The organism is Variovorax boronicumulans, assembly GCF_030812215.1.
GTDB classification, from domain to species: domain Bacteria; phylum Pseudomonadota; class Gammaproteobacteria; order Burkholderiales; family Burkholderiaceae_C; genus Variovorax; species Variovorax boronicumulans_C.
In genome coordinates this window covers 93,195-111,847 of record NZ_JAUSSG010000010.1, presented here as the reverse complement: position 1 = coordinate 111,847, position 18,653 = coordinate 93,195, and the positions used below count along the sequence as shown (strand labels likewise).

Annotated in this window: 19 protein-coding genes; 13 read left to right on the top strand and 6 right to left on the bottom strand. The window is 66.9% G+C overall.

Going from position 1 to position 18,653, the window contains the following annotated elements:
• Positions 1–24 precede the first annotated feature (24 nt).
• Positions 25–1,263, bottom strand: coding sequence for an N-methyl-L-tryptophan oxidase (gene solA / locus J2W23_RS24660; RefSeq protein ID WP_307650618.1), 1,239 nt, complete (start codon positions 1,261–1,263; stop codon positions 25–27).
• Positions 1,264–1,396: 133 nt separating this feature from the next.
• Here solA and J2W23_RS24655 point away from each other — a divergent pair, with 133 nt between their 5' ends.
• On the top strand, positions 1,397–1,954 hold the full coding sequence (locus J2W23_RS24655) for an NADPH-dependent FMN reductase (protein WP_307650617.1): 558 nt from the start codon (positions 1,397–1,399) through the stop codon (positions 1,952–1,954).
• 87 nt (positions 1,955–2,041) lie between these two features.
• Here the strand turns inward: J2W23_RS24655 and J2W23_RS24650 are convergent, their stop codons facing one another.
• Positions 2,042–2,689, bottom strand: a complete 648-nt coding sequence (locus J2W23_RS24650) for an FMN-dependent NADH-azoreductase (RefSeq protein WP_176657224.1) — start codon at positions 2,687–2,689, stop codon at positions 2,042–2,044.
• A gap of 131 nt (positions 2,690–2,820) precedes the next feature.
• Here J2W23_RS24650 and J2W23_RS24645 point away from each other — a divergent pair, with 131 nt between their 5' ends.
• From J2W23_RS24645 to J2W23_RS24595, 11 genes are all read left to right on the top strand, one after another.
• Positions 2,821–3,789 carry a LysR family transcriptional regulator gene (locus tag J2W23_RS24645; RefSeq protein ID WP_307650616.1) on the top strand — a complete coding sequence of 323 codons (969 nt, stop codon included), beginning with the start codon at positions 2,821–2,823 and terminating at the stop codon, positions 3,787–3,789.
• A gap of 77 nt (positions 3,790–3,866) precedes the next feature.
• Positions 3,867–4,508 (top strand): peroxiredoxin, encoded by a 642-nt coding sequence (locus J2W23_RS24640; protein ID WP_307650615.1) that lies wholly within the window; start codon positions 3,867–3,869, stop codon positions 4,506–4,508.
• 131 nt (positions 4,509–4,639) lie between these two features.
• The gene (locus J2W23_RS24635; RefSeq protein WP_176657226.1) at positions 4,640–5,215 is read left to right on the top strand and encodes an RBBP9/YdeN family alpha/beta hydrolase; all 576 of its coding nucleotides are present in this window, start codon (positions 4,640–4,642) and stop codon (positions 5,213–5,215) included.
• The gene (locus J2W23_RS24630; protein WP_176657227.1) at positions 5,212–6,228 is read left to right on the top strand and encodes a sulfate ABC transporter substrate-binding protein; all 1,017 of its coding nucleotides are present in this window, start codon (positions 5,212–5,214) and stop codon (positions 6,226–6,228) included. The genes J2W23_RS24635 and J2W23_RS24630 overlap by 4 nt, the downstream gene beginning before the upstream one ends.
• On the top strand, positions 6,229–7,116 hold the full coding sequence (gene cysT / locus J2W23_RS24625) for a sulfate ABC transporter permease subunit CysT (RefSeq protein WP_176657228.1): 888 nt from the start codon (positions 6,229–6,231) through the stop codon (positions 7,114–7,116).
• Between the two features lies 1 nt (position 7,117).
• Complete coding sequence (cysW, locus tag J2W23_RS24620) at positions 7,118–8,020, top strand: sulfate ABC transporter permease subunit CysW (RefSeq protein ID WP_307650614.1); 903 nt, start codon at positions 7,118–7,120, stop codon at positions 8,018–8,020.
• 24 nt (positions 8,021–8,044) lie between these two features.
• Positions 8,045–9,142 carry a sulfate/molybdate ABC transporter ATP-binding protein gene (locus J2W23_RS24615; RefSeq protein ID WP_176657230.1) on the top strand — a complete coding sequence of 366 codons (1,098 nt, stop codon included), beginning with the start codon at positions 8,045–8,047 and terminating at the stop codon, positions 9,140–9,142.
• The gene (locus tag J2W23_RS24610) at positions 9,139–9,642 is read left to right on the top strand and encodes a disulfide bond formation protein B (RefSeq protein WP_307650613.1); all 504 of its coding nucleotides are present in this window, start codon (positions 9,139–9,141) and stop codon (positions 9,640–9,642) included. The genes J2W23_RS24615 and J2W23_RS24610 overlap by 4 nt, the downstream gene beginning before the upstream one ends.
• A 201-nt stretch (positions 9,643–9,843) precedes the next feature.
• Positions 9,844–11,010 carry a macrolide transporter subunit MacA gene (macA, locus tag J2W23_RS24605; RefSeq protein WP_307650612.1) on the top strand — a complete coding sequence of 389 codons (1,167 nt, stop codon included), beginning with the start codon at positions 9,844–9,846 and terminating at the stop codon, positions 11,008–11,010.
• A complete protein-coding gene (gene macB / locus J2W23_RS24600) occupies positions 11,007–12,989 on the top strand; it encodes a macrolide ABC transporter ATP-binding protein/permease MacB (protein ID WP_307650611.1) in 1,983 nt (660 codons plus the stop codon). The genes macA and macB overlap by 4 nt, the downstream gene beginning before the upstream one ends.
• Complete coding sequence (locus J2W23_RS24595; RefSeq protein WP_307650610.1) at positions 12,982–14,373, top strand: efflux transporter outer membrane subunit; 1,392 nt, start codon at positions 12,982–12,984, stop codon at positions 14,371–14,373. The genes macB and J2W23_RS24595 overlap by 8 nt, the downstream gene beginning before the upstream one ends.
• Here J2W23_RS24595 and J2W23_RS24590 read toward each other — a convergent pair.
• From J2W23_RS24590 to J2W23_RS24575, 4 genes are read right to left on the bottom strand one after another with little or no spacing between them, the layout of a single operon-like run.
• The gene (locus J2W23_RS24590) at positions 14,364–15,140 is read right to left on the bottom strand and encodes a glycosyltransferase family 2 protein (protein WP_176657235.1); all 777 of its coding nucleotides are present in this window, start codon (positions 15,138–15,140) and stop codon (positions 14,364–14,366) included. The genes J2W23_RS24595 and J2W23_RS24590 overlap by 10 nt on opposite strands.
• A complete protein-coding gene (locus J2W23_RS24585; RefSeq protein ID WP_307650609.1) occupies positions 15,107–15,907 on the bottom strand; it encodes a lysophospholipid acyltransferase family protein in 801 nt (266 codons plus the stop codon). The genes J2W23_RS24590 and J2W23_RS24585 overlap by 34 nt, the downstream gene beginning before the upstream one ends.
• A 53-nt stretch (positions 15,908–15,960) precedes the next feature.
• On the bottom strand, positions 15,961–16,995 hold the full coding sequence (locus J2W23_RS24580) for a chorismate transformation enzyme, FkbO/Hyg5 family (protein ID WP_307650767.1): 1,035 nt from the start codon (positions 16,993–16,995) through the stop codon (positions 15,961–15,963).
• Between the two features lie 2 nt (positions 16,996–16,997).
• Positions 16,998–17,786 (bottom strand): class I SAM-dependent methyltransferase, encoded by a 789-nt coding sequence (locus J2W23_RS24575; protein ID WP_307650608.1) that lies wholly within the window; start codon positions 17,784–17,786, stop codon positions 16,998–17,000.
• 117 nt (positions 17,787–17,903) lie between these two features.
• Between J2W23_RS24575 and J2W23_RS24570 the strand changes: the two genes are divergently transcribed.
• Positions 17,904–18,629: a YebC/PmpR family DNA-binding transcriptional regulator gene (locus J2W23_RS24570; protein WP_307650607.1), complete on the top strand. Its 726-nt coding sequence runs from the start codon at positions 17,904–17,906 to the stop codon at positions 18,627–18,629.
• Positions 18,630–18,653: the final 24 nt, after the last annotated feature.

Here is an 18,653-nt window from a genome sequence, read left to right as displayed (position 1 = left end):
TGCCCGCGTTCGCGCCGGGCTGCTCTAGGCAGTTTCCTTCTCCTCCAGCAGCCGCCGGCGGGCAAAGGGGCGCAGGTCGAGGCCGTGGGACATCGCTCGGCCGAGCACCTGGTCGGCAATGGCTTCGCCGAGGCCGGCCGAATGCTTGAAGCCGTGGCCCGAGCAGGCCGAGGCGATCAGCACGTGCGGCAGGCCGTCGAGCGCGTCGATGACGAAGCGGCGGTCGGGCGTCACGGTGTACATGCAGGCGCGCGCCTTGAGGGCGCGACCGCCGATCTGCGGGAAGCGGCCGGCGACACGGTCGCGGTACATCGCGGCGGTTTCCTCGGGGCTCACGGTGCGGTCGATGGTGTCGGGCGTGGTGGCCGCCACGTACTGTTCGGTCGCGACCTTGAGCGCGGGCTGTGCGGGGTCGGAGGAAGGAAAGCCGTACATGTAGTCTTCCTGCCCGTCGCCGAACATCCAGATGAAGATGGGAAAGCGGCCGGGCGAGAAGTCGGCCGATGCGCTGCCGGTGTCGAACCAGTGCATCACCTGCCGATGCACCGAAAAGTTCGCCTGCCAGTCGGTGCGGGCCTGCCGGCCGAGGAATTCGGGCAGCCACGCGCCTGCCGCAACCACGACGCGGTCGGCCGTGAAGCTGGCCGAATCGGTGCGCACGCGAACCGTGTCCCCGTTGGCCACCGGCTCGACCGACTGCACGCGCTCGCCGGTGCGCGTCTGCGCACCCGAAGCCCGGGCCACCGCGAGCTGGGCGCCGATGGCGGCCTCGGGCCGCACGAAGCCGGCATCGCGCTCGTGGTAGCCGATCTCGTTGCCCTGCAGGTGGAACTGCGGAAAGCGCGCGCGGATGCCGGCCGCATCGAGCACCTCGTGCGCGATGCCGAAGCGCTCGGCGCACGCGATGGTGCGGCGCACGAAATCCGACTTGCCGTGGTGCTCGGCCACGCGGTCGCGCGGGGCTAGGACAAGGCCGCCGGTGGTGGTCATCAGCGGCGTGCCGGTGCGCGCTTCGAGCTCGCGCCAGATGGCGTGCGAGCGCTGCACAAAGGGCACGTACTCGTCGCCTTCGCCGACGGCCAGACGCGTGATGCGCGAATCGCCGTGCGAGGAGCCCTGGTCGTGCGGCGGCGCGAATTGGTCGATGCCCAGCACGCGGGCACCGCGTTGCGACAGTTGGTAGAGCGTGGCCGCGCCGAGGGCGCCGAGGCCGACGACGATGACGTCGTAGTGGGTGGAGGAGGAAGAAGAGGGCTGGGTCATGGCCTCCAGCATCTTTCAGGGCGCGCGACGGCACAAGAGCTTTTCCGGAAAAGGTCATGGGCTATTCGCATAATCGCGTTCGTCTTTCGGACCTTCCCTCCAGACATCTCATTCACACCAAGGAGTTTTACCCATGGCCCAGACCCGGATCGCCGTCGTTGTCGGCAGCCTTCGCAAGGATTCGTTCAACCAGAAGCTCGCGCTCGCGCTGGCCCATCTCGCGCCCTCGGACTTCACCTTCGAACACGTGCGCATCGACGACCTGCCGCTCTACAACCAGGACGACGACGGCAACCAGGCGCCTGCAGTGAAGCGCCTGAAGAGTGAAATCGCCGCCGCGCAGGGCCTGCTGTTCGTCACGCCCGAATACAACCGCTCGATCCCCGGCGTGCTGAAGAACGCCATCGACCACGCCTCGCGCCCCTACGGCCAGAGCGTCTGGGGCGGCAAGCCGGCCGGCGTGCTCGGCGTCTCGGTGGGCGCCATCGGCACGGCGCTCGCGCAGCAGCACCTGCGCAACATCCTGGCGTACCTCGACGTGCCCACGCTGGGCTCGCCGGAAGTGTTCCTGCAGACCAAGGACGACCTGTTCGACGACAAGGGCCACATCGGCAACGAAGGCTCGAAGAAGTTCCTGCAGGGGTGGATGGACAAGTACGTGGCGTGGGTCAAGAGCCATTCGGCTGTCTGATCGACGACGAACCCATGGGGTGCCGACAGGCGCCCATGAAAAAGCCGCCCGAGGGCGGCTTTCTTTTTTTTGGAGCCGAGTTTTGGCTCAGGCCACCTGGGCCACATCCTTCTGGTTCGCGGCTTCAGCCGTCGCCACCAGGATGTCCGAACGCGCAGCGGTCAGCGCGGCGGCCTTGGGCTCGTCACCCATCGCCACGCCCTCGGCACGCACGATGCGCACGTCGGTGATGCCGAAGAAGCCGAAGACCACCTTCAGGTAGCTCTCCTGGTGCTCGGCACCCTGGCCCCAGTCGCTGGTCGAGTAGACGCCGCCGCGGCTCGACGCCACGATCACGGTCTTGCCGCCGGCCAGGCCCACCGGGCCGGTCTCGGTGTACTTGAAGGTGCGGCCGACCTGGCCGAGACGATCGATCCAGGCCTTGAGCTGGGTCGGGATCGAGAAGTTGTAGAGCGGGGCGCCGATGACGACCACGTCCGCTGCCAGGAACTGGCTCACCAGCTTTTCGGACAGCGCGTTCTCGCGTTGCTGGGCTTCGGTCGGCTCGGCCTGCGGGCCGGTCTTGATGGCCAGGGCGTCGGCGGTGAAGTGGCCCGGGGCGTCGACGGCGAGGTCGAGGTATTCAACGGTGGTGTCGGGGTGCGCGGCCTTCCAGGCGGCGACGGTTTCCGCCGTCAGCAGGCGGGAGGTCGAGTAGGCACCGAGGATGCTGGAGTCAACGTGGAGCAGCTTCATATCAATCACTTTCGTGTGGATGGTGTCGGCGCTCAAAGTGGCCGGCGTTGGGAGAATTCTATTTTTGGGTCGAGTTATTGATAAGTAGCCAAAATTTGCATAGATCGTCCTGATTGCAGGACAATCCGGCCATGCAAGACCTCAACGACATGGTTTTTTTCGCCGAAGTGGCCGAGCGGGGCGGGTTTGCCGCGGCCAGCCGGGCGCTCGGCATTCCCAAGTCGCGGCTGTCGCGCCGGGTGGCGGAACTGGAGGAGCGCCTGGGCGTACAGCTGATGCAGCGCAGCACCCGGCGCCTGTCGCTCACGCCGGCGGGCGAGATCTACCTGCGGCACGCTGCCGCCATGCGCGATGCGGCGCAGGCCGCGGCCGAATCGGTGGCACAGGTGCAGAACGAGCCGAGCGGGCTGGTGCGGCTGAGCGTTCCGATCACGATGGCGTACAGCGGGGTGGCGCAGTTGTTGCCGCTTTTCATGGAGCGCTACCCGGCGGTGCGGGTCGACGTGCGGGTCATCAACCGCCCGGTGGACCTGATCGAAGAGGGCTTCGACATCGCGCTGCGCGTGCGGCCCGTGGTCGAGGAAAGCGCCACGCTGGTGGCCAAGATCCTGGGCACCGGCCGCGGGGTGCTGGTGGCCAGCCCGGCGCTGATGGAGCGGCAAGGGCCGGTGGAGGTGCCTGCCGACCTGGCGCGGCTGGACACCATGGCGATGTCGGTCAACGGCGACGGCCGCGCCGAATGGCGCCTCACAGGCCCCAAAGGCAAGGTCTACGTCCACTCGCACACGCCGCGCTACGTGGCGGACGACATCGCGACGCTGCAGATCGCCGCTATCGCCGGCATCGGCGCCACGATGCTGCCGGGCTACATGTGCGCGGCGGACATCGAGGCGGGCAGGCTGGTGAAGGTGCTGTGCGACTGGGGGCCGGAGGAGGCCGTTGCGCACATGGTGTTCCCGCCGCGGCGCGCGCTGGTGCCGGCGGTGCGGCGGCTGATCGACTTCCTGTTCGAGCACCTGCAGGGCATCGAGGGTGAGCCTTTGCTCAGGGCGGATGGGGAACCCTGCAATTCCCACCCCGTTATGCGGAAAGCGACATAACCAAACAAGTAGATATTCGTTTGTCATCCTTGCCGGGCTTCGCACAATCCAGGGCTCCCATCCATTCAGGAGCGACCATGGCTACTCTGCGACTCGGCGATACCGCCCCTAATTTCACCCAGGACTCCAGCGAAGGCCCCCTCGACTTCTATCAGTGGGCCGGTGATTCGTGGGTCGTGTTCTTCTCGCATCCGGCCGATTTCACGCCCGTTTGCACCACCGAACTGGGCAAGACCGCGGCGCTGTCGGGCGAATTCGCCAAGCGCGGCGTCAAGCCCATCGCGCTGAGCGTCGACCCGGCCACCAAGCACAAGGAGTGGATCGGCGACATCAACGAAACGCAGAACACCACGGTCAATTTCCCGATCATTGCGGACGCCGACCGCAAGGTGGCCGACCTGTACGACCTGATCCATCCGAACGCCTCGGCCACGGCCACCGTTCGCAGCGTGTTCATCATCGATCCGAAGAAGGTGATCCGCACCACCATCACCTATCCGGCATCCACCGGCCGCAACTTCGACGAGATCCTGCGCGTGATCGACTCGCTGCAGCTCACCGACAGCCACAAGGTGGCGACCCCTGTGAACTGGAAAGATGGCGACGACGTGGTCATCGTCCCCAGCATCCAGGACCCGGTCGAACTCGCCGAGCGCTTCCCCAAGGGCTTCAAGGCCGTCAAGCCTTACCTGCGCATCACGCCGCAACCCAATAAGTAAGAGCCGTCCGTGAAAGCTTTGACGCTCCTTCCAGGAACACCGTGGAACCGGCTTTGCCGGGCCACCGGTGTTGCCCCCGGTGAGGGGGTTGGCGAAGCGACACGAAGTGCGCGAAGACTGGGGGAGAGCCAATGATGACGCGCGTCGTCATCGTGCCTGGTTGGCGTGACTCCGGGCCCGGCCATTGGCAGAGCCTGTGGGAAGAGCGCATTCCGGGCGCCGCGCGGGTGGTGCAGGACGACTGGGCCTCGCCCAAGCGCGACGCCTGGGTGCCCGCGCTCGCCAAGCTGGTGCTCGAGACGCCGGGCCCTGTGGTGATTGCGGCGCACAGCCTGGGCTGCATCGCCACGGCGCATCTGCCGCCCGAAGCCGCCGCCCGCATCCAGGGCGCGCTGCTGGTGGCACCGGCCGACCCCGAGCGCCGCGCCGTGCTCTCCGACTTCGCGCCCGTGCCGTACGCGACGCTGCCGTACCGCAGCATCGTGGTGGCCAGCAGCAACGACCCCTACTGCCCGATCCGGCTGGCAGGTGCATATTCGCGGGCCTGGGGCAGCGAATTCGTGCGCATGCAGAATGCGGGCCACATCAACATCGATTCGGGGCACGGGGACTGGCCGCTCGGCCTGGCCCTGCTCCAATCCTTGACCGACGAGCCCGCCGCCTGGTCGGCGGGCCGAGATTTTTCAGAAACCTTGGCAACCACATGACCTCCAGAATCAAGACCTTCGTCGCCGTGCTCGCGCTGGCCTCCTCCGCACTCGCCGGCAGCAGCGCCTTCGCACAAGGCACGACGCTGCTGAACGCCTCGTACGACGTGGCCCGCGAGTTCTACAAGGACTACAACGCAGCGTTCGTGGCGCACTACAAGAAGGCCACCGGCAAGGACGTGAAGGTCGACCAGTCGCACGGCGGCTCCAGCGCGCAGGCCCGCGCGGTGGCCGACGGCCTCGATGCCGACGTGGTGACCATGAACACCTCGACCGACATCGACTTCCTCGCCAACGCCGGCGTGGTCGCCAAGGACTGGACCAAGAAATTCCCCGAGAACGCATCGCCGACCACCTCGACCATGCTGTTCCTCGTGCGCAACGGCAACCCCAAGGGCATCAAGGACTGGGACGACCTGGTCAAGCCCGGCATCCAGGTCGTGATCGTCAATCCCAAGACCGGCGGCAATGGGCGCTACGCCTACCTCGCCGCCTGGGGCTACATCAAGAAGAAGGGCGGCACCGACGCGCAGGCTGCCGAGTTCGTGGGCAAGCTCTTCAAGAACACGCCGGTGCTGGCGCGCGGCGGCCGCGATGCCACCACCGCCTTCCTGCAACGCAACATCGGCGATGCGCTGATCACCTTCGAATCGGAAGTGGTCTCGATCGACCGCGAATTCGGCACCGGCAAGGTCGACTCGGTGTACCCGTCGATCAGCATCGTGGCCGAGAACCCGGTTGCCGTGGTCGAGCGCACGGTCAACAAGAAGGGCACGGGCGAACTCGCCAAGGCCTACCTGGATTGGCTGTACTCCGAAGAAGCGCAGGAAATCGCCGCCAAGCACGCGCTGCGCCCGCGTTCGCAAGCTGTGCTCAAGAAGCACGCCGCCACCTTCAAGCCGCTGCAGCTCTTCACGGTGCAGGAGCTGTTCGGCAGCCTCGGCGAAGCGCAGAAGGTGCACTTCAACGACGGCGGCCAGTTCGACAAGCTCTACACGCCTGGCGCGAAGTAAATGAGCGGCGCAGTTTCTTCGGCGCTCCCGTCCGCGGGAGCGCCGCTTTCGCGTGCGAACCGGGCAGGAGGCGCCAAGCGCGTGCTGCCCGGCTTTCACATCACGCTCGGCTTCTCCATCCTGTACCTGAGCCTGATCGTGCTGATCCCGCTGTCGGCGCTGGTCTTCAAGACCTTCACGCTGACCTGGGACCAGTTCTGGGTGGCCGTGACCGCACCGCGCGTGATGGCCTCCTACCGCCTGACCTTCGGCGCCTCGCTGCTCGCGGCCATCGTGAATGCGGTGTTCGGCCTGCTCGTGGCCTGGGTGCTGGTGCGCTACAAGTTTCCGGGCAAGCGCATCGTCGATGCGCTGGTCGACCTGCCGTTCGCGCTGCCGACGGCCGTGGCGGGTATCTCGCTCACGGCGCTGCTCGCGGGCAACGGCTGGATCGGACAACTGCTCGAGCCGCACGGCATCAAGCTGGCCTTCACGCCGGCGGGCATCGTGATTGCGCTGATCTTCATCGGGCTGCCGTTCGTGGTGCGCACGGTGCAGCCGGTGCTGGAAGACGCCGAGAAGGAACTCGAAGAAGCCGCTACATCGCTCGGCGCGACGCGGTTGCAGACCTTCACCAAGGTGATCTTTCCGTCGATCGGGCCCGCGTTGCTCACCGGCTTTGCGATGGCCTTCGCGCGAGCGATCGGCGAATACGGCTCGGTGATCTTCATTGCCGGCAACATGCCGATGATCTCGGAGATCACGCCGCTCATCATCATCGGCAAGCTGGAGCAGTACGACTATGCGGGCGCCACCGCGGTCGCGTTGGTGATGCTGGTCATTTCCTTCCTGCTGCTGCTGGTCATCAACGGCCTGCAAGCCTGGCAACGCCGCAGGGCAGGGGCCTGACATGAGCGCACCTTCCAAAATCATCCGCCGCGCGCAGGCCGGCACCACCGAATCGGCCTGGGTCCGCTGGACGCTGATCGGCGTTGCGCTCGCGTTCATGTTCCTGTTCCTCGTGCTGCCGTTGGCAGCCGTGGCAACCGAGGCGCTGCGCAAGGGCGTCTCGGCGTACCTCGAGGCGCTGAAGGAACCCGACGCCTGGAGCGCCATCCGCCTCACGCTGATCACGGCCGCCATCGCGGTGCCGCTGAACCTCGTGTTCGGCGTGGCCGCGGCCTGGGCCGTCGCCAAGTTCGAGTTCCGCGGCAAGGCCTTTCTCACCACGCTGATCGACCTGCCGTTCGCGGTGTCGCCGGTGGTGGCGGGCCTGATCTACGTGCTGGTGTTCGGTGCGCAGGGCTGGCTCGGCCCGTGGCTTGCCGCGCACGACATCAAGATCATCTTCGCCGTGCCCGGCATCGTGCTGGCGACCGTGTTCGTGACCTTCCCGTTCATCGCGCGCGAACTCATTCCGCTGATGCAGGCGCAGGGCACCGACGAGGAGCAGGCCGCCATCGTGCTCGGCGCGACCGGCTGGCAGACCTTCTGGCGCGTGACCTTGCCCAACATCAAGTGGGGCCTGCTGTACGGCGTGATCCTCTGCAATGCGCGCGCCATGGGCGAGTTCGGCGCGGTGTCGGTGGTGTCGGGCCATATCCGCGGCCAGACCAACACCATGCCGCTGCATGTGGAAGTGCTCTACAACGAATACCAGTCGGTGGCCGCATTCGCCGTGGCCTCGCTGCTGGCGATCCTGGCGCTGGTCACGCTGGTGATCAAGTCGGTCATCGAGTGGCGCCATGAGCGCGAGATGAAGGCCATTGCCGAACTGCCCCCCGAGCGTCCCCCGGAAGCCACGGCCGCCTGAGCGAGAAAGAACCGAGAAGAAATCATGAGCATCGAAATCCGCAACATCAGCAAGCAGTTCGGCGACTTCCGCGCGCTGCGCAACGTGAACCTCGACGTGGAGTCGGGCGAGCTCGTCGCGCTGCTCGGCCCCTCGGGCTGCGGCAAGACCACGCTGCTGCGCATCATCGCGGGGCTGGAGACGGCCGACACCGGCAGCATCCTGTTCTCGGGCGAAGACACCACCGACGTGCATGTGCGCGAACGCCAGGTCGGCTTCGTGTTCCAGCATTACGCGCTGTTCCGCCACATGACCGTGTTTGAGAACGTCGCCTTCGGCCTGCGCGTGAAGCCGCGCAAGGAGCGCCCGAGCGAGTCGCAGATCAAGGCCAAGGTGACCGACCTGCTCAAGCTGGTGCAGCTCGACTGGCTGGCCGATCGCTACCCGTCGCAGCTCTCGGGCGGTCAGCGCCAGCGCATCGCGCTCGCCCGTGCGCTCGCCGTCGAACCCAAGGTGCTTCTGCTGGACGAGCCCTTCGGCGCGCTCGACGCCAAGGTGCGCAAGGAACTGCGCCGGTGGCTTCGCCGGCTGCACGACGAGCTGCACGTCACCTCGATCTTCGTCACGCACGACCAGGAAGAAGCGCTCGAAGTGGCCGACCGCGTGGTGGTCATCAACAAGGGGCAGATCGAGCAGGTCGGCTCGCCGCAGGACGTCTGGGACAAGCCCGCGAGTCCTTTCGTCTACGGTTTCCTCGGCGACGTGAACCTGTTCCACGGCCGCGCCGACAACGGCCAGGTGCAGCTCGATGGCATGCGCCTGGATTCACCCGAGCACAGCGGCGCGCGCGACGCCAAGGCCATGGCCTACGTTCGGCCGCATGACCTGGATGTGACGCGTTATGTGTCCGGCGCCACCGGCATCGTCGCCACGCTGTCGCGTGCGATCGTGGTCGGACCGATCGCGCGGCTGGAACTTGAGCCCACCGAATCGAATCCTGATAATCCGGGCTCCGGAACCATCATCGAGGCGCAACTCCCTGCGCAACAGTTCCGTGACCTGGGCTTGAAGGAGGGCGACACCGTCGTCGCCAATCCGCGCAAGGCCAGGGTGTTCGTAGAAGAAGATTGGGTGTCTCCTTGATCGATTGGTACTTCGGCGCGCCGCGCCGCGCGCTCGGGCTGATCTGCCTGGCCTGTGTCCTCATGCTGGCCTTCGGGCTGTACCTGCAGCACGTGGTGGGGCTGGAGCCCTGTCCCATGTGCATCGTGCAGCGGTATGCGCTGGTGCTGGTGGCCCTCTTCACGGGGCTGGCCGCCATCTTCCGCAGCCGCCCGTTGCAGGTGACCGGCGGGGTGCTGGCGCTGGTGTCGGCGGTGGGCGGCGCCTACACGGCCGCCTCGCAGAGCTGGCTGCAGTGGTACCCGCCGGAAGTCGTGTCCTGCGGGCGCGACCTCTACGGGATGATCGAGACCTTTCCGCTCAAGCGGGCGCTGCCGATGATCTTCCGCGGCGGCGGCGACTGCTCCAAGGTCGATTGGTCGCTCTTCGGCCTGACGCTGGCGAACTGGTCGTTCGTCGCCTTCGTGGTTCTGTCGCTGCTGCTGATCACGCTGCTCTTGCGCCGCCGCACTGCGCGCTGAGCTTCTTTCTCGCTCTCCCGAATGGCGTGGCCCGCTGTCCTGAAAAGGGCGGCGGGCCACGCCGCTTTTCAGGGTGCGCCGCCGAGAACAATGGCGCGAAGCAGCCCTTTCGGGGAACTCCCTCTTTAGCTGGCCTTCAGAAAGCGGGGCTAGGATCGTTTCGCTCCTTTCCCGCAGCCTGTTTCACTTCCACCTCATTGCATGCCTAACACCCCCCCGCGGCGATCGCGCAAAGTCCTTCTCGGTATTGCAGCGCTCGTCGTCCTGGTCGTCGTCGCCTTTTTCTGGCTGAGCCCGGCCAAGAAAACCGAATACCTCACCGCCACCGTGCAGCGCACCGACCTGGAGAACGCGGTGCTCGCCACCGGCGTGCTGCAGGCGCTGCGGCAAGTGGAGGTGGGCGCGCAGGTCAGCGGGCAGTTGAAGTCGCTCAAGGTGGTGCTGGGGCAGACAGTGAAGAAGGGCGACTGGCTCGCCGAGATCGATCCGGTCATCTCGCAGAACACGCTGGCGCAGGAGCAGGCCAAGCTGGAAAACCTGCAGGCCCAGAAGCTTGCGAAGGAAGTGCGCATCAAGCAGGCCGAGCTCACCTGGGCCCGGCAGCGCGAAATGCTGGCGCAGGACGCCGCACCGCGCCAGGACATGGAAAGCGCCGACGCCGAGCTGCGCGCATTGCGTGCCGACGGCGTTTCGCTGGAGGCGCAGATCCGCCAGCAGAAACTGGCCATGGCCTCGGCGCAGACCAATCTTTCGTACACGCGCATCGTCGCGCCCATCGACGGCGACGTGGTGTCCATCAGCACGCTCGAAGGCCAGACCGTGGTGGCCGCCTTCCAGGTGCCCACGCTGATGAAGCTGGCCGATCTCTCGACCATGACGGTGAAGGCGCAGGTGTCCGAAGCCGACGTGGTGCGCGTGAAGGCGGGGCTGCCGGTGTACTTCACCATCCTCGGCGATCCCGACAGGCGCTATCACGGCACGCTGCGCGCAGTGCAGCCCTCGCCCGAGAAGATCAACAACGCGGTGTTCTTCAATGCCCTTTTCGACGTGCCGAATCCCGACCGCACGCTGCGTGTCGACATGACGGCGCAGGTGACGATCCTGCTCGGCGAAGCGAAACAGGCGCTCACGGTGCCGCTCACCGCGCTCGGCGCGCGCGACAAGGACGGCCGGCAGGAAGTGCGCGTGCTCAAGCCCGACCAGAGCGTGGAGAAGCGGCAGGTGCGCGTGGGCATCAGCAACAACTTCCAGGCGCAGGTGCTCGAGGGGCTGAAAGAGGGCGACACCGTCATCACGGGCGATGCCTCCGCGCTCGATCCGGCCAGCGGCAACGAAGGCGGCGGCAACAACCGAGGAAAGCGCCAGTGACCGAGCCGCTGCTGAAGCTGCGCGGCATCGGTCGCAGCTTTCCCTCGGGCGAGCAGGAAGTGCAGGTGCTCAAAGACGTCGACCTGGAGATCGGCAACGGCGAAATGCTGGCCATCGTCGGCGCCTCGGGGTCGGGCAAGTCGACGCTGATGAACATCCTCGGCTGCCTGGACAGGCCGAGCAGCGGCACCTACACCGTCTCGGGCCAGGACGTGGGCACGCTCGACAGCGATGCGCTCGCCCAGCTGCGCCGCGAGCACTTCGGCTTCATCTTCCAGCGCTACCACCTGATGCAGCACCTGACGGCCACGGGCAACGTCGAGGTGCCCGCCGTGTATGCCGGCACCGAGGGCGCGGCGCGCGACACGCGGGCACGGCAGCTGCTCGCGCGCCTGGGCCTCGAAGACCGCACCGAGCACCGGCCGAGCCAGCTTTCGGGTGGCCAGCAACAGCGCGTGAGCATTGCGCGCGCGCTGATGAACGGCGGCCAGGTCATCCTGGCTGACGAGCCGACCGGCGCGCTCGACAGCAAGAGCGGCCAGGAGGTCATCGGCATCCTGCGGGAGCTCCATGCGCAGGGCCACACGATCATCATCGTGACGCACGACATGCAGGTGGCGAGCTGCACCGAACGCATCATCGAGATCGCGGACGGCGTGATCGTGGGCGACCGGCCCAACGTGCCGACCGTCGCGGCGCCTGCGCAGGCGGTCGGCGCCGATGCGTCGGCGCCCGCCGCGATGACCAAACCCAAGCTCGGCATCGCGCGCTTCAGCACCGGCTGGGCCCGCTTCGCCGAAGCCTTTCGCATGGCCTGGCGCTCGATGATGGCGCACCGCATGCGCACGGCACTCACCATGCTGGGCATCATCATCGGCATCACCTCGGTGGTGTCGATCGTGGCCATCGGGGAGGGGGCCAAGCGCTTCGTGCTCTCGGACATCCGCGCCATCGGCACCAACACGCTCGACATCTACCCCGGCCGCGACTTCGGCGACGACAAGGCCGCGAGCATCCGCACGCTGACCCCGCCCGACCTGCAGGCAATCGCGGCGCAGCCCTATGTGCACAGCGTGACGCCCACCACCATGCGCAGCCTGCGCCTGCGCTACCGCAGCGCCGACATCAACGGCAACGTGAACGGCGTGAGCGACGCGTTCTTTCGGGTGCGCGACATCCAGATGGCGAGCGGCGCGGCCTTCACCGCCGAGGACGTGCGCCACCAGTCGCAGGTGGTGGTGATCGACCAGAACACGCGGCGCAAGCTTTTCACCGACGGCACCGAGCCGGTCGGCAAGGTCATCCTGGTGGGCAACCTGCCGTGCACGGTGATCGGCGTGGCGCAGGAGAAGAAGAGCATGTTCGGCGAGAACAAGTCGCTCAACATCTGGCTGCCCTACAGCACCGGTGCGAGCCGTCTCTTCGGGCAGCAGCACTTCGACGGCATCACCGTGCGCATCCGCGACGACCAGCCGACCAAGGCGGCCGAGGACAGCATCGTGCGGCTGCTCACCCTGCGCCACGGCACCAAGGATTTCTTTACCTTCAACATGGACAGCATCGTGAAAACGGCCGAGCGAACGAGCCAGTCGCTCACGCTGCTGCTCTCGCTGATCGCGGTGATTTCACTGGTCGTGGGAGGCATCGGGGTGATGAACATCATGCTGGTGTCGGTGACCGAGCGCACCCGCGAGATCGGCATCCGCATGGCCGTGGGTGCGCGGCAGAGCGACGTGCTGCAGCAATTCCTCACCGAGGCGGTGCTGGTGTGCCTCGTGGGCGGGTTCATCGGCGTGCTGCTGTCCTACGGCATCAGTTTTCTGTTTTCGCTCTTCGTGACGCAATGGCAAATGATCTTTTCGATGGGGGCCGTGGTGTCGGCATTTCTTTGCGCGTCGCTGATCGGCGTGCTGTTCGGCTATCTGCCTGCGCGCAACGCGGCGCGGCTCGACCCGATCGAGGCGCTTGCACGTGAGTAAGCCGAGCCTTGTTCTGGGCGCGCTCGCCGTGGCGCTGGTGCTGGGGGGCTGCACGTTGTTCCAGCCTGAGCGGCGGGAGCAACAGCCGCTGGAAATACCCGCAGCGTGGCAGCAGCCGCAGTCCGGCATGCCGAGCGCGGCCGCGGCGTTTCCGGCCCGCTGGTGGCGCGCGTTCAACGATCCGCAGCTCGATGCATTGATCGACGACGCATTGCGCACCAACAACAACCTCGCCGCCGCCGGCATTCGCGTGCAGCGCGCGCAGTTGCAGGCGGGGCTGGCCAACACCAACCTCACGCCAGGCGTGGTGGGGCAGGCCAGCACCGGCCGCAGCTACGACCTCAAGCGTGGCGGCGTGGCCGGATCGAGTTCGACATCGCTCGTCACGTTGAGCTACGAGCTCGACCTGTGGGGCCGGCTGGCGGCGCAGCGCAGTGCGGCCGACTGGGAGCTGAAGGCCACCGAGTCGGACCGGCAGGCCACGGCGCTTTCGCTGGTGGGCACCACCGCGGGGCTCTACTGGCAGGTGGGCTACCTGAATCAACGGATCGCGCTGAGCGAAGCGGGCATCGAGGACGCGCGGCGAATCCTCGCGCTGGTGCGCGCCAAGTACGCGGCGGGGGCAGTGTCGGGGCTCGATGTCGCGCAGGCCGGGCAGAACCTCGCAAGCCAGGAAGCGGCGCACACGCAGTTGCTGCAGCAGCGCGTCGAGGCGCGCAATGCGCTGGCGATCCTGTTCGACCGGCCGCCGGAAACCGCGGCGCAGGAGCCGACACAGCTGCCGGACACCGCGTTGCCCATGATCGACGCCGGCCTGCCCGCGAGCCTGCTGAGCCGCCGCCCCGACTTGCGCGCCGCGGAGCAGCGCCTGCGTGGATCGCTGGCGAATGTCGATGCGACACGGACCGGCTTCTATCCGGCGCTGAGCCTGACCGGCTCGCTCGGCACGTCGAGCACCGCGCTGGGCGAATTGCTGAAGAACCCGGTCGCCACGCTCGGCGCCGGGCTGGCGCTGCCTTTCCTGCAATGGAATACCGCGCGATTGACCGTGGCCGTCTCGCAGACGCAGTACGAAGAGGCGGTGCTCGGCTTCCGCCAGTCGCTCTACACGGCACTGTCCGAGGTGGAGAACACCTTGTCGTCGCGAACACAGTTGCGCGAGGAGAGCGAAAAGCTGGTGGTTGCGCTGCAGCAGGCGCAGCGTGCGGAGACCTTGTCCGAAGTGCGCTACCGCGCCGGCGCGACCGCGTTGCAGCCGGTGCTAGATGCCAAGGACAGGCGCCGTTCGGCGGAGGTGTCGCTCGCCCTTAATCGGTTGAATCAACTCAACGCGACGATGACGCTCTACAAGGCGTTGGGCGGCGCGGCCGCCGGTCAGTCCTGAAAGGGCGGCGCGCGGCGCAGCTTGCGAAAAATCAACCCGGGCAGCCGCAGGACGAATTCGACCATCAACCGGGTGTGCATCCACGTCAGCAGCACGTTGTCGCGCCCGTACCGGAAGTGCGAAACCCCGCCTTCCTCGGCCGTCAGATATTTCACCGGCGCATCGATGTTCACGGGCTTGACGCCGCGCCAGGCGAGGCGCACGACGGCTTCGGTATCGAAGTCGAAGCGGCGCATCCATGGCTGGCGCGCCATCACCGCGATCAGGTCGGCGACGGGGTACACGCGAAAGCCGTAGAGCGAATCGCCGATCCCCGCGAACAGCGTCTCCAGCTGCGTCCACCCGTTCGACACACGCCGCCCGCGCACCCGCAACAACGGCGCGCTGGCGTCGAACACGGGGCGCCCGAGCACCATCGTCTCTGGCCGTGCGAGCGAGGCTTGCATGAACGAGGGGATCAGGTCGGCGGGATGCTGCCCGTCGGAATCCATCGTCAGCGCATGCGTGAACCCGGCGTCCTTCGCCATCCGCAACCCGTGCAGCACGGCTGCGCCCTTGCCCTGGTTCTGCGGCAGCACCCACACGCGCAGTCCCGGATCGCCGGCCGCCATCTGCTGCAGGCGCTCGCCCGTGCCGTCGTCGCTGCCGTCGACAACCACCCATACCGGGTTCCATTGCGCCCGCGCGCCCTCGACCGTCGAGAACAGGCGTTCGCCCGCGTTGTAGCTGGGAATCAGGACAAGGTGGGTGCGCGAGGCGTCTGGCATTCGGGGGACGCGTCGGTTGCGCGCTGCTCCATGTTTTGGCGGAAGTATTGTTCGAGATCGGCCTGCAGGATGTCGCTGTCGGACGTCGGCAAAAAGCGCTGGCCCAGTCGCAGGGTGAAGACGATCGGCAGCGGCGGCACGCGCCACAGCGGCCAGCCCTTGCTGAGATAGGGCGAGTCGGTGTCGATGAACACCGTCTGGATCGGCGCCTGCGCGAGCTTGGCAATGAGCGTCACGCCGGGGCGGAACGCGTTGAGCGGCGGCGTCACGGTGCGGGTGCCCTCGGGAAAGATCACCAGCTGGCCGCCGTTGCGCAGGTCGTCCACCGCCAGCCGCACCATCATGCGCGCCGATTCGTTGCTGATGTAGCGCGCGAGCCGCGCCCCCGCGCCCAGGAAGATGTTGCGCAGCAGGTCCGCCTTCATGATGCAGGCGCTGCGCGGCAGGCGCGCCACCAGCAGGAGCGCATCGAGCATCGTCGGATGGTTGGCCACGAAGATCACGCCGGGTTCGTTCCGCATCGGGTCCAGGCAGGTGGCATCGATGCGCATCATGCCGGTGATGGAGGCGAGCCACCAGAACATGCGGTAGGCGAAGGCGATCGTCATGCGCCCCAGCGTGCGCGCGGGCGCGACCGGCATCACCGGATAGAGCAGCATCGCGACGAAGTTCCAGACCAGCGAAATCAGGCCGAGGAACAGCAACAGCGCGTAGAGCATCAGTGCGAGCGGGATCGCCCAGAGAATGCGCAGCACGCGGGTCATCATGGCGGAATGAATGGTCGGCCCCGGTCGGTCGGTCGGTCGCGCGAGCGAGCCGCTCAGGCCCGCAGCCGGCCGGCTGCGACCGTGTGGGCCTCGATCTCGACCAGCAGATCGCTGCGGCAGATGTCGGCTTCCAGGTACACCGCGTGACGCACCATCGGTGCGTCGGCGCCCAGCGCGCTTTCGATCACGCCGCGCACCGCCTCGGTGTCCGAAGGATGGCGCACGTACACCACGCAATCGAGCTCGGCCAGCGAAAAGGTTGCGGTGACGCGTTCGTTGGCGGCGGCGATCACGGCGGCGAGGTTACGCAGCGTTTCGCGCGCCTGCTCCTGCACATCGCCGTGGTGCTGCGTCTCGTGGCCGACGATGCTCGCGGTGCCGGAGATGAAGAGCGCGATGTTGCCGTTGCCGATGTCCGACAGCGCTGCACGAGAGAAGGTCGGCGAGCGGGGGCCGTAGGTTTCGGGATAGCGGTAGGCCGAGACCTGCCGCGGGTTTTCGACTGGCAGCGGTGCCGCCTTGCCCGCCAGGAAACGGATCGACAGCATGCCCTGGTGGATGCCCAGCGCACACGCCGCCGGCGCACCTTCGAATGCGGCGCGCCCGGCTTCGAAGAAGGCCTCCTGGCGGCCGAGGTTGAACTGGCGGTAGCGCTCGAGCCCGCCGCCGTCGGCGTTGATCTGCGGCAGGTAGTTCCAGATGCGCTGCAGGTGCGGCGTGCCGGCCTGATTGAGCGTCTTGAAGAGATCGCGGTAGGCGCGGTGCGCCAGTTCGGCGAGGCCCTGTCTCTCGGCCGCTTCATCGAGGTCGATGGCGCCCAGCAGCCAGTGGCCGTCGGTGCGCCAGCGTGCGATGCCGGTGGTGCCCGACTCGATGTGCGTGCCCGTCACATGCCACACATCGGCCACGGCGCCGTGCGACGACAGCACGCGCGCATTGACGGTCGGCATCCATGCCACGCTGTGCGGCGTGCCGTAGCCGAGGGCGGCGAAGGGCGCCTTGCCGGCCGTGGCCAGCGCCAGGCTGTCCGCCAGCGAAAGGCGCTCGACGCGCAGGTGGGAGGAAGAGTTGTCGTCCTGAACTCGCACTGTCAAGTGGCCTTAGCGGTCTGTTCTGGTTTGCGGGCGGTGTAGGAAGAAAAAACGCCCAGGCTCGGGTAGCGGCGCACCTCGGTGAAGCCCGCATCGCCCAGCGCCTGCATCACGCGCTCGGGCGGAATGCAGGCCTCGATGGTGTCCCAGTAGTAGCGCCACAGTTCGGAGGTGTTGCGCTGGCGCCCGACCACGCGGGCGATCAGCGGCACCACGGCGCGCATGTAGCCCTTGAGCAGCGCCGTCGCGATGCGGCCTTCGGGCTTGGTGATTTCGAGCACGATCACGCGCCCGCCCGACCGCAGCACGCGATGGAATTCGCTGAAGGCGGCGGCCACGTCGCTGATGTGGCGCATCGCGTAGCCCATGCTCACGAAATCGCAGCTGGCGTCGGGGCGGGGGAGCGCTTCGGCCACGCCCGTCAGCAGTTCGACGCCGGGCAGCTTGACCTGTTCCATCATGCCGGCGCTCGGGTCGACGCCGGTGAGTTTGCCCGTCGGGCCGATGATCCTGAGCGCCTCGCGCGCCACGAGGCCGGTGCCGATGCCCACGTCGAGCACCTCTGCGCCGGTCGCGAGGCCGGCTTGCTGCAGTGCAGCGCGGCGGTACGAAGGGCCGGTGCCGAAGGCCAGCACGGCCTCGATGCGGTCGTAGTCTGCGGCGGTGCTGTCGAAGATACGGCGAAGGAATGCCTGGTGCTCTACCTCATTGTTGTAATACAGCGGAAGGGGCGCGTGGGGCGCAAGGGTGTCGGGATTCCCGGTTCCGACGGTAGGCGATGGCGTCATCGAAAGATTATCGCCAAAAGCCCCGACCTGAATTCCGGGGCGCCGGCGGGCGTTGTGTGCGCCGGACAGTAAACTCGCACCTTGCTTTGAAAACACAAGACAGCGAGATAGAAAGCCATGGCCGGACACAGCAAATGGGCGAACATCCAGCACCGGAAGGGCCGCCAGGACGAGAAGCGCGGCAAGCTCTGGACCCGTGCCATCCGTGAAATCACCGTGGCCGCCCGCGCCGGCGGCGGCGACCTGAGCGCCAACCCGCGGCTGCGGCTGGCGGTCGAAAAAGCCAAGGCGGTCAACCTGCCGATCGACACGGTCAAGCGCAACATCGACAAGGCCACCGGCAACCTCGAAGGCGTCAACTACGAAGAAATTCGTTACGAGGGGTACGGCATCGGCGGCGCGGCGATCATCGTCGACACCATGACCGACAACCGCGTGCGCACCGTGGCCGAAGTGCGCCACGCCTTCTCCAAGCACGGCGGCAACATGGGCACCGAAGGCTCGGTGGCCTTCCAGTTCAAGCACTGTGGTCAGATCATCTTTGCGCCCGGCACCAACGAAGACAAGGTGATGGAAGTGGCGCTCGAAGCAGGCGCCGAAGATGTCGTCACCGACGACGACGGTGCCATCGAGGTGATCACGGCGCCCCTCGAATTCGAGGCCGTGAAAAACGCGCTCGAAGCTGCCGGCCTGAACCCGGAAGTGGCCGAAGTCACCATGCGTGCCGAGAACACGGTGGACGTGGCCGGCGAGGACGCCGCAAAGATGCAGAAGCTGCTCGACGTGCTCGAGGACCTGGACGATGTGCAGGCGGTCTATCACAACGCCTTACTGTCCGAATGAACATTGATCCACAGCAAATGAAGA